The sequence below is a fragment of the Micromonospora globispora genome (assembly GCF_003857015.1).
In the GTDB taxonomy this organism is placed as follows: domain Bacteria; phylum Actinomycetota; class Actinomycetes; order Mycobacteriales; family Micromonosporaceae; genus Micromonospora; species Micromonospora globispora.
In genome coordinates this window covers 1-9,897 of sequence record NZ_QGGF01000020.1, presented here as the reverse complement: position 1 = coordinate 9,897, position 9,897 = coordinate 1, and the positions used below count along the sequence as shown (strand labels likewise).

Genomic DNA, 9,897 nt, shown 5'->3' with positions numbered 1-9,897 from the left:
CCCCAGCACACCCGCGAGTCGGCGGCGCTCGGCGTGTCGGCATGGCGTCGTCCGAGCGGCCGGGAGGCCGCGGTCAGCGGACCGGGTGGCCCGCCCCGCGCAGGGCGTCCTTGACCTCGCCGACGGTCAGCTCGCCGAAGTGGAAGACGCTCGCCGCGAGCACCGCGTCGGCGCCCGCGCCGATCGCCGGCGGGAAGTGCGCCACCTCGCCGGCACCGCCGCTGGCGATGACCGGCACGTCCACCACAGCGCGGACCGCCTGGATCAGCGGCAGGTCGAAGCCGGCCTTGGTGCCGTCCGCGTCCATCGAGTTGAGCAGGATCTCCCCGGTGCCCAGCTCGGCACCCCGGCGGGCCCACTCGACCGCGTCGATGCCGGTGCCCCGGCGACCGCCGTGCGTGGTGACCTCGAAGCCGCTCGGCGTGGTGCCGGCTGGCGCCCGCCGGACGTCGAGCGAGAGCACCAGGACCTGCCGGCCGAACCGGTCGGCGATCTCGGCGATCAGCTCGGGCCGGGCGATGGCGGCGGTGTTGACGCCGACCTTGTCCGCCCCCGCGCGGAGCAGGGTGTCGACGTCGGCAACCTGACGGACGCCACCGCCGACGGTCAACGGGATGAAGACCGACTCGGCGGTGCGGCGCACCACGTCGAGCATGGTCCCCCGGTCGCTGGAGGAGGCGGTGACGTCGAGGAAGGTCAGCTCGTCGGCGCCGGCGCGGTCGTACGCCGCCGCCAGCTCGACCGGGTCACCGGCGTCGCGCAGGTCGAGGAAGTTGACCCCCTTGACCACCCGCCCGGCGTCCACGTCCAGACACGGGATCACCCGTACCGCCACCGTCATGCGGCGAGCCTATCCAACACGCACGGCACGGCGGCCGACCCGATCGGGCCGGCCGCCGGGAACGAGTCGCGGGTCACACCCGGACGAGCATCTTGCCGAGGTTCTCCCCGCGGAGCAGGCCGAGGAACGCCTCCGGGGCGTTCTCGATCCCGTCGACGACGGTCTCGTCGTACGAGATCTTCCCGTCCCGGAGCCAACCGGACATGTCCTGGACGAACTGGTCGCGCAGGTGGCCGTGGTCACCGACCAGGAAGCCGCGCAGGGTCAGCCGCTTGCCGATCAGCAGCGCCAGGTTCCGCGGCGCGGCCGGCGGCTCGGTCGCGTTGTACTGCGCGATCATGCCGCAGATCGCGGCCCGGCCGTGCAGGTTCATCGAGGAGATCGCCGCCTCCAGGTGGTCACCGCCGACGTTGTCGAAGTACACGTCGATGCCGTCCGGGGCGGCGGCCTTGAGCGAGTCGCGCACCAGGCCGTCGTGGTAGTCGAAGGCGGCGTCGAAGCCCAGCGCCTTCAGCCGCTCGACCTTGGCCGGCGAGCCGGCGCTGCCGACCACCCGGGACGCTCCCTTGAGCTTGGCGATCTGCCCGACCAGGCTGCCCACCGAGCCGGCGGCGGCGGAGACGAAGACCGACTCGTCGGCCTTCATGGCGGCCACGTCGAGCAGCCCGGCGTACGCGGTCAGCCCGGTCATGCCGAGCACGCTGAGGTAAGCGCTCACCGGGGCGAGGGTCGGGTCGACCTTGCGGGCGGCCTTGGCGTCGAGCAGCGCGTACTCGCGCCAGCCGAGCCCGTGCAGCACGGTGTCGCCCGGCTTGATCCCCTCGGCCTCGCTGGCCACCACCTCGCCGACGGCACCGCCGTCGAGCGGGGCGTCGAGCTGGAACGGCGGCACGTACGACTTGACGTCGTTCATCCGGCCGCGCATGTACGGGTCGACCGACATGAACTGGTTGCGGACCACAATCTGGCCCGGCCCGGGGGTGGGCACCTCGGTCTCGACGAGGCGGAAGTTGTCGGCGGTCGGCCAGCCCTGCGGGCGGGAGGCCAGGTGGATCTCGCGGCTGGTGCTCACATCGCCTCCCGGATGGTGAGGGCGACCTCGATGTTGCCCCGGGTCGCGTTCGAGTACGGGCAGACCTGGTGCGCCTGGGCGACGAGCTGCTCGGCGGCGGAGCGCTCCACCGCGGGCAGGTGGACCACGAGGGTCACGGTCAGACCGAAGCCGCCGCTGCCGTTCGGGCCGATGCCCACCTCGGCCTCGACCACCGAGCCGGCGACGTCGGCCTTCGCCCGGCGGGCGACCAGGCGCAGCGCGGAGTGGAAGCAGGCCGCGTAGCCGGCGGCGAAGAGCTGCTCCGGGTTGGCCGCGCCGCCGGTGCCGCCCATCTCCTTCGGAATCGCCAGGTCCAGGTCGAGGGTGCCGTCCGAGGTGCGGACGTGCCCGTCCCGACCGTCTCCGGTCGCCTGGGCGGACGCGGTGTAGAGCACCTGCATGGTGGTCACTGCTCCTTCTGTCGGTGGATCGTCTCGGTGACCCGGGTGAGGGTGTCCCGCAGGCCGATCAGCTCGGCCTCGGTGAGGCCGGTGGCCCGGGCGACGCGGCGCGGCACCTCGTCCATCCGCTCCCGCAGGGCCCGGCCCTGCGCGGTGAGCCCCACCTCCACCCGGCGCTCGTCGCGAGCGGAGCGGGTGCGGTCCACGAAGCCCGCCGTTTCCAGTCGCTTGAGCAGTGGGGAGAGCGTGCCGGAGTCCAGCCGGAGCCGGGCGCCGAGCTCGGAGACCGTCGGGGCCTCGTCGCCGCGCTCCCAGAGCACCAGCAGCACCAGGTACTGCGGGTAGGTCAGCCCGTGCTCGTCGAGGATGGGCCGGTAGACGTCGGTGAGGGCGCGCGACGCCGCGTAGAGCGCGAAGCACACCTGCCGGCGCAGCACCAGATCATCGGTCACGGGAGAACCGTAGCCCGCAATTGGATTGCGCGCAACCTATCTCGTCACGGTGTGGCCGCCCCCACCCGTCGCCGGGCGGGGCGGCCGGGGTCACCGCTGGCCGAGGTACGCCTCCAGCTCCACCTCGACAAGATGATCCGGATCCCGCAACCCGGCCACCACCACCATCGTCGCCGCCGGGCGGACCGCGCCGAAGACCGCATTGTGCGCCCGCCCCACCTCGTCGGCGTACATTCGGTCGGTCACGTACATCCGGGTCCGGACGACGTCGGACGGCTCGGCGCCCACCTCGGCCAGCGCGTCGAGGCCGATCCGCAACGCCTGCGCGGTCTGCGCCGCCGCGTCCCCGACGTGCACCACCTGACCGTCGACCGTCGAGGTGCAGCCGGCCGTCCAGGCCAGGTCGCCGGCCCGGACCACCCGGGAGTAGCCGTAGACGGCCTCCCACGGGCCGCCCGAGCCCAGCCGGGTGACGCCCCCGGCCTCCGCGGCGGTCACGCCGCGGCCCGCAGCGTCTCCAGCGCCTCCGCCACCGTGAACGCTCCGGCGTAGAGCGCCTTGCCGGCGATCACACCCTCCACCCCGATCGGCTCGAGGGTGGCCAGCGCCCGCAGGTCGTCCAGCGTCGAGACGCCACCGGAGGCGATCACCGGGGCGTCGGTGCGGGAGCAGACCTCGCGGAGCAGGTCCAGGTTCGGACCCCGCATGGTGCCGTCCTTGGTGATGTCCGTGACGACGTACCGGGAGGCGCCGGCCTTGTTCAGCCGCTCCAACACCTCGTACAGGTCACCGCCGTCGCGGGTCCAGCCCCGGGCGGAGAGGGTACGACCCCGCACGTCCAGCCCGATCGCCACCCGGTCGCCGTACTCTCCGCAGACCCGATCGCACCACTCCGGGTTCTCCAGCGCGGCGGTGCCGATGTTGACCCGGGCCGCCCCGGTGCCGAGCGCCGCCTGCAGCGACTCGTCGTCCCGGATCCCGCCGGACAGCTCGACCTTCACGTCCAACTGCCGGACCACCTCGGCCAGCAGGTGCGCGTTGGTGCCCCGCCCGAAGGCCGCGTCCAGGTCGACCAGGTGGATCCACTCCGCACCGTCCCGCTGCCAGGCCAGCGCGGCCTCCACGGGGTCGCCGTACGCGGTTTCGCTGCCGGCGGCGCCCTGCACGAGCCGGACGGCCTGGCCGTCGGCGACGTCCACGGCGGGCAACAGGATGAGGCTCAACGCACTTCTCCTCGCAGTCAGGTACGACGGTCCAGGGCGATCACCACGATCGCCGGCAGGACCAGCAGCAACAGCACGACCAACGCCAGCCGCAGCGCCAAGTCGTCGACGAAAATCCAGATCCCGAACAGCGCCACGAGGGTGAGCAGCACGATCGCGGCCCGCTCAGCCCGGGTGTGCCGGGCCAGCCGACCGGTGCGGCCGCGACGCAGCTTCGGCGTGAACCGGCGTACCACCGCACGGCGGCGCTCCCGGCGGGCCATCCGCCGGCCACGGACGGCGCGTTCCCGCTCCAACTGGGCCTCGCGGGCCGCCCGGCGACGGGCCCGCTCCTTGCTCACCCGGCGCTCACCGGGACTACGGCCGTTCGCGACTGCGGGGCTCGCAAACCCGGCTCACTCCTCGCGCTCACAGTGAGGCGAGCCAGTTGTGCAGCAGTACGGCCCCGGTGTCGGCCGACTTCTCCGGGTGGAACTGGGCGGCCGAGAGTGGGCCCCGCTCCACCGCGGCGACGAAGTCGGTCCCGTGGTGCGCGGTGGTGACCTTCGCACCGGTGGCGGCCAGCCCGGCCACGTCGTTCACCCCGTACGAGTGGACGAAGTAGAACCGGCTGTCGGCGGGCAGGCCGGCGAAGAGCACCGAGTCGGCGGGCGCCTGGACGGTGTTCCAGCCCATGTGCGGCAGCCGCTCGGCGGGCAGCTTCGTCACCCCACCGGGCAGCAGCCCGAGCCCCTTCGTGACCACGCCGTGCTCGTCGCCGTGCTCGAAGAGCACCTGCATGCCCACGCAGATGCCGAGCACCGGGCGGCCGGCGGCGACCCGCTCGGCGATCACCGGGCCGGCGCCCAGCGCCTCGATCCCCGCCATGCAGGCGGCGAACGCCCCCACGCCGGGGACCACCAGGCCCTCGGCCTCGGCGGCGGCGGTGAGGTCGTCGGTCACCGTGACGTCCGCGCCGGCCCGTTCCAGGGCGCGCTCGGCCGAGCGCAGGTTGCCCGAGCCGTAGTCGAGCACCACGATCCGCTTGCTCATCAGCCCTCCCCGGGCAGCAGCCAGAGCACACCGGCGACGGTGGCCAGCGCGGCGAGCACGCCGGTGGTCAGCACGGCGCCGCGCGGCGCGCCCTGCCGGCGCAGGGACAGCGTGCCGCCGACCAGCACTCCAGCCAGGATCAGCAGCAGGGTCGGCAGCGCCGGTCCCATCAGAGCCACCCTTCATTCGCGACTGCGGGGCTCCGCTTCGCTGCACTCCTCGCGCTCATCAGAGCGCTCCCTTCGTGCTCGGGATCGCACCCTGCGACCGCGGGTCGATCGAGGTGGCCTCGCGCAGCGCCCGGGAGACCGCCTTGAACTGGGCCTCGACCACGTGGTGGGCGTCCGGGTGGCCGCCGGGGCGGGCCGCACGCAGCACGTCGACGTGCAGCGTGATCCGGGCCGCCTGGCCGAACGACTCCCAGATGTGCCGGGTCATGCTGGTCGGGTAGACCGGCCCGATGTACGGCGCGAGCGCCGGCTCGTCGTGCACCACGTACGGGCGGCCGGAGAGGTCGACGGCGGCGCGGACCAGCACCTCGTCCATCGGGACGGTGGCCGAGCCGTACCGCCGGATGCCGGCCTTGTCCCCCAGCGCCTGGTCGAACGCGGCGCCCAGGGCGAGCGCGGTGTCCTCCATCGTGTGGTGGGCGTCGATCTCCAGGTCGCCCACCGTGTGCACGGTCAGGTCGAAGCCGCCGTGCCGGGCGATCTGGTTGAGCATGTGGTCGTAGAAGCCGACGCCGGTCTCGATGTCGGCCTTGCCGGTGCCGTCGAGGTCGATCTCGACGAGGACCTTGGTCTCCTTGGTGACCCGCTCGATCCGGGCGGTGCGACTCATGATTGAAGCGTCTCCATGGCGGAAAGGAAGGCGTCGGTCTCGGCGGGGGTGCCGGCGGTGACCCGCAGCCAGCCCGGCAGGCCGACGTCGCGGACCAGCACGCCGGCGTCGAGCAGGGTGCGCCAGGCGGCGGCCTGGTCACCACCGACCTCGAAGAGCACGAAGTTGGCGTCGCTGTCGGCGACCCGGTGGCCCCGGGCGCGCAGCTCGGCCACGATCCGGTCGCGCTGCTCCATGATCGCGGCGACCGTGCCGAGCAGGGCGTCGCGGTGGGCGAGCGCCGCCCGGGCGGCGGCCTGGGTGAGCGCGGAGAGGTGGTACGGCAGCCGGACCAGCTGCACCGCCTGCACCACCGCCGGGTCGGCGGCCAGGTAGCCCAGCCGGCCACCGGCGAACCCGAACGCCTTGCTCATCGTCCGGGTCACCACCAGCCGGGGGTGCCCCGGCAGCACGGCGAGGGCGCTGACCGTGCCCGGGCGGGCGAACTCCGCGTACGCCTCGTCGACGACCACCATGCCGGGCGCCTCGTCGAGCACCGCGGCGACCACCGCCGGGTCGAGCGCGGTGCCGGTGGGGTTGTTCGGCGAGCAGAGGAAGACCACGTCCGGCCGGTGCGCGCGGACCTGGGCCACCGCGTCGGCGGCGGTCAGCCCGAAGTCGACGCCCCGGGCGGCCGGGATCCAGCCGGTGCCGGTGCCGAGCGCCAGCAGCGGGTGCATCGAGTACGCCGGGGTGAAGCCGAGCGCGGTCCGCCCGGGACCGCCGAACGCCTGGAGCAGCTGCTGCTGGATCTCGTTGGAGCCGTTCGCCGCCCAGACCTGGTCGACGGTGAGCCCGTGGCCCAGGTACTCCGCCAGGTCGGCGCGGAGCGCCACCGCGTCCCGGTCCGGGTAGCGGTTGAGGTCGCGCAGCTCCGTTGCGAGGGCCTTGCCGATCGCGTCCACCACCGGCTCCGGCACCGGGTACGAGTTCTCGTTGGTGTTCAGCCGCACCGGCACGTCGAGCTGCGGCGCCCCGTACGGCGTCAGGCCCCGCAGGTCGTCGCGGAGCGGAAGGTCGTCGAGGGTCGTCACGAGCTTTCCCCCGCGAAGCGCACGCTGACCGCCTGGCCGTGCGCCGGCAGGTCCTCGATCCCGGCCAGGGTGACCACGTGCCGGACGACGTCGCGCAGCGCCTCCTGGGTGTACTCCACCAGGTGGATGCCGCGCAGGAAGGACTGCACCGACAGCCCCGACGAGTGCCGGGCGCAGCCGCCGGTGGGGAGCACGTGGTTGGAGCCGGCGCAGTAGTCGCCGAGCGAAACCGGCGACCAGGCGCCGACGAAGATCGCCCCGGCGTTGCGGACCCGCAGCGCCCACTCGCGGGCGTTCTCGGTCTGGATCTCCAGGTGCTCGGCGGCGTACGCGTCGACCACCCGCAGCCCGGCCTCCAGGTCGTCGACGAGGACGACACCGCTCTGCTCGCCGCCGAGCGCGGTGCTGATCCGCTCGGCGTGCTTGGTCGCCGGCACCTGCCGGGCCAGCTCCCGCTCGACCGCGTCGGCCAGGGCGACCGACGGGGTGACCAGCACGCTGGCGGCCAGGGGGTCGTGCTCGGCCTGGCTGATCAGGTCGGCGGCGACGTGCGCCGGGTCGGCCGTGTCGTCGGCGAGGATGGCGATCTCGGTGGGGCCGGCCTCGGCGTCGATGCCCACCACCCCGCGCAGCAGCCGCTTGGCGGCGGTCACCCAGATGTTGCCCGGACCGGTGATCATGTCGACCGGCTCGCAGCGCTCCGCGCCGCTCGGGTCGACCGTCGCGCCGTACGCGAGCATCGCCACCGCCTGGGCGCCGCCGACCGCGTACACCTCGTCGACGCCGAGCAGCGCGCAGGCCGCCAGCACCCGCTGGTCCGGCAGGCCGCCGTTCTCCTGCTGCGGCGGGCTCACCACGACCAGCGACCGGACCCCGGCCGCCTGGGCGGGTACCACGTTCATCACCACGGTCGACGGGTACATCGCCAGCCCGCCGGGGACGTAGAGGCCGACCCGGTCGACCGGCACCCAGCGCTCGGTCACCGTGCCGCCCGGCACCACCTGGGTGGTGTGCTCGGTACGCCGCTGGTCGGCGTGCACCTTCCGGGCCCGCGTGATCGACTCCAGCAGCGCGGCGCGTACCTGCGGGTCGAGGGTCCCCTCGGCCTCCTTGATCGCCTCCACCGGCACCCGGAGCCGCTCCGGGGAGATGCCGTCGAACCGCTCGCTCGCCTCCCGGATCGCCGGGTACCCATGCTCCCGGACCGCCTCCACGAGGGGGCGGATCCTCTCGACGGCCACGGAGACGTCGAGCTGGGCACGGGGCAGCAGGCGGCGCGGGTCGCGCACCCCGCCGCGCAGGTCGATCCGATTCAGCACCCTTGCGAGTCTAGGCGGCCGGTCCGGGACGGGCCCGCGCCGCCCGTACGCCGGGACGGTGAGCCGGGACACGCCGCAACGCGATGATCGGGATACCCTCGGACGCGTGACTGCGCGGCTGCCGGTGTTTCCGCTCGGGACGGTGCTCTTCCCGGGGCTGGTGCTGCCGCTGCACATATTCGAGGAGCGCTACCGGGAGCTGGTGCGCCACCTGGTGGGGCTGCCCGAGGGGGCGCCCCGGGAGTTCGGTGTGGTGGCGATCCGGGCCGGCTGGGAGGTCGCGCCGAGCGGGCCGGCGGGCCGGACGGCGCCGGGCGCCGACGTGACCCTGCACGAGGTGGGCTGCACGGCCGAGCTGCGGCAGGTCACCGAGCTGGAAGACGGCGGGTTCGACATCGTCACGGTCGGGCGGCGGCGGTTCCGGATCGCCGACGTCGACACCGGCTCGGCGCCGTACCTGACCGCCGAGGTGGAGTGGCTGCCCGAACCGGACGGCACGGACGAGGTCGCCGACCTGCTCGCCGCCCGGGTGATCTCGGTCTTCCGGCAGTACCTCGGGCTGATCCGTCCCGACCCGCAGGAGATCTCCGAGCAGCTGCCGGAGGACCCGACGGTGCTGTCGCACCTGGTGGCCGCGACGGCCGCGCTGGCCCTCGCCGACCGACAGCAACTGCTCGCCATCGACGACACCGCCGGCCGGCTCCGGGCCGAGCTGCGGCTGCTGCACCGCGAGACGGCCCTGCTGCGCCAGGTGCGGGCGGTGCCGGTGCCGCTCAGCGAGCTGGCCGGTCCCCCGGCCCCGAACTGAACCCCTCGCCAGCGGCCGGGCCGGCCTGTGGCCAGGCCCCCTCAAGGTCGGGCTCCGGGCGCAGCGACGGCCACCGGGACCAGCCGGCCAGCAGGGTGTACGCCACGGCGGCGCCGAACGCGGGCAGCAGCAGGTTGCCGTACGGGACGACGAGCCATTCCAGTCCGCCGGCCCGCAGGTCGGCCGGCTTGGTGAAGGCCTGCCCGTTCGGGGCGGTCTCCAGCAACCGGTGGAAGGTCGACAGGCCGATCCGGCGGCCGAGCTGCCAGGCCACCACCGCGGCGCCGAGGCCGCCCAACACGCCGGCCACCAGCCCGACCGGGCCGCGCCAGCGGCGCAGCAGGAACCAGAGGGCGATCGCGGCGAGCACCCCGAAGCCGAGCCCGAGCAGGCTGAACCAGCCGTCCGCGGCGATCGGCTGCTCCGGAGCCGGCTGGGCGTAGATCGCCCCCTCGGCGGTCTTCAGCACCGGGGTGTCCGGGGCGATCGCGGCCCAGAGCAGCCCCAGCGGGGCACCCAGCACGGTCAGCAGGAACGCCGCGCCCAGCGTCACCCCGACCGCCCGTCGGCGGGCACCGGCCGGTCGGACCGGGGCGGCGGCCCGGGTCCCGGGGGCGGACTGGTACCAGACGAGAGGGTCGGCACCGGGCGCGGTCACCGGGGTGCCGGAGGTCGCCGGGTGGCCGGCCGGCCACCCGGCGACCTCCCGGTCCGGGTCGAGCGGCGCGAAACCGGCCGGCCGGTCCGCGTCCGGGGCCGGTCGCGGGGAGTCCTCCGTACGGCCGGACGGGCGGTCGGCGGCGGGGTGACCAGGC

Annotated in this window: 14 protein-coding genes; 1 reads left to right on the top strand and 13 read right to left on the bottom strand. The window is 74.3% G+C overall.

Features of this window, described 5'->3' with window-relative positions; all coding sequences use genetic code 11:
* Positions 1-73: 73 nt before the first annotated feature.
* From hisF to hisD, 12 genes are all read right to left on the bottom strand, one after another.
* The gene (gene hisF, locus DKL51_RS00600) at positions 74-841 is read right to left on the bottom strand and encodes an imidazole glycerol phosphate synthase subunit HisF (protein WP_109944052.1); all 768 of its coding nucleotides are present in this window, start codon (positions 839-841) and stop codon (positions 74-76) included.
* Between the two features lie 73 nt (positions 842-914).
* Positions 915-1,913: an NADP-dependent oxidoreductase gene (locus tag DKL51_RS00595; protein WP_109944051.1), complete on the bottom strand. Its 999-nt coding sequence runs from the start codon at positions 1,911-1,913 to the stop codon at positions 915-917.
* Positions 1,910-2,335 (bottom strand): organic hydroperoxide resistance protein, encoded by a 426-nt coding sequence (locus DKL51_RS00590; RefSeq protein ID WP_109944069.1) that lies wholly within the window; start codon positions 2,333-2,335, stop codon positions 1,910-1,912. The genes DKL51_RS00595 and DKL51_RS00590 overlap by 4 nt, the downstream gene beginning before the upstream one ends.
* A 5-nt stretch (positions 2,336-2,340) precedes the next feature.
* Positions 2,341-2,787 carry a MarR family winged helix-turn-helix transcriptional regulator gene (locus tag DKL51_RS00585; protein ID WP_109965902.1) on the bottom strand — a complete coding sequence of 149 codons (447 nt, stop codon included), beginning with the start codon at positions 2,785-2,787 and terminating at the stop codon, positions 2,341-2,343.
* Positions 2,788-2,877: 90 nt separating this feature from the next.
* Entirely contained in the window at positions 2,878-3,285 is a 408-nt protein-coding gene (locus DKL51_RS00580) for a RidA family protein (RefSeq protein WP_109944049.1), read from the bottom strand.
* Positions 3,282-4,010 (bottom strand): bifunctional 1-(5-phosphoribosyl)-5-((5-phosphoribosylamino)methylideneamino)imidazole-4-carboxamide isomerase/phosphoribosylanthranilate isomerase PriA, encoded by a 729-nt coding sequence (gene priA, locus DKL51_RS00575; RefSeq protein ID WP_109944048.1) that lies wholly within the window; start codon positions 4,008-4,010, stop codon positions 3,282-3,284. The genes DKL51_RS00580 and priA overlap by 4 nt, the downstream gene beginning before the upstream one ends.
* Before the next feature lie 17 nt (positions 4,011-4,027).
* On the bottom strand, positions 4,028-4,351 hold the full coding sequence (locus DKL51_RS00570) for a hypothetical protein (protein WP_109944047.1): 324 nt from the start codon (positions 4,349-4,351) through the stop codon (positions 4,028-4,030).
* A 67-nt stretch (positions 4,352-4,418) separates the two neighbouring features.
* Entirely contained in the window at positions 4,419-5,042 is a 624-nt protein-coding gene (gene hisH / locus DKL51_RS00565; RefSeq protein WP_109944046.1) for an imidazole glycerol phosphate synthase subunit HisH, read from the bottom strand.
* Positions 5,042-5,212 (bottom strand): CG2302 family histidine operon protein, encoded by a 171-nt coding sequence (locus DKL51_RS34600; RefSeq protein WP_165823079.1) that lies wholly within the window; start codon positions 5,210-5,212, stop codon positions 5,042-5,044. The genes hisH and DKL51_RS34600 overlap by 1 nt, the downstream gene beginning before the upstream one ends.
* 58 nt (positions 5,213-5,270) lie before the next feature.
* On the bottom strand, positions 5,271-5,882 hold the full coding sequence (hisB, locus tag DKL51_RS00560; protein ID WP_109944045.1) for an imidazoleglycerol-phosphate dehydratase HisB: 612 nt from the start codon (positions 5,880-5,882) through the stop codon (positions 5,271-5,273).
* On the bottom strand, positions 5,879-6,955 hold the full coding sequence (locus tag DKL51_RS00555) for a histidinol-phosphate transaminase (RefSeq protein WP_109965903.1): 1,077 nt from the start codon (positions 6,953-6,955) through the stop codon (positions 5,879-5,881). Before DKL51_RS00555 ends, hisB begins: the two co-directional genes overlap by 4 nt.
* The gene (gene hisD, locus DKL51_RS00550; protein ID WP_109965904.1) at positions 6,952-8,274 is read right to left on the bottom strand and encodes a histidinol dehydrogenase; all 1,323 of its coding nucleotides are present in this window, start codon (positions 8,272-8,274) and stop codon (positions 6,952-6,954) included. Before hisD ends, DKL51_RS00555 begins: the two co-directional genes overlap by 4 nt.
* A gap of 106 nt (positions 8,275-8,380) precedes the next feature.
* Here hisD and DKL51_RS00545 point away from each other — a divergent pair, with 106 nt between their 5' ends.
* The gene (locus tag DKL51_RS00545) at positions 8,381-9,082 is read left to right on the top strand and encodes an LON peptidase substrate-binding domain-containing protein (protein WP_109944042.1); all 702 of its coding nucleotides are present in this window, start codon (positions 8,381-8,383) and stop codon (positions 9,080-9,082) included.
* Here DKL51_RS00545 and DKL51_RS00540 read toward each other — a convergent pair.
* A partial coding sequence (locus DKL51_RS00540; protein WP_260428316.1) for a DUF2567 domain-containing protein occupies positions 9,048-9,897 on the bottom strand: 850 nt, incomplete at its 5' end. The genes DKL51_RS00545 and DKL51_RS00540 overlap by 35 nt on opposite strands.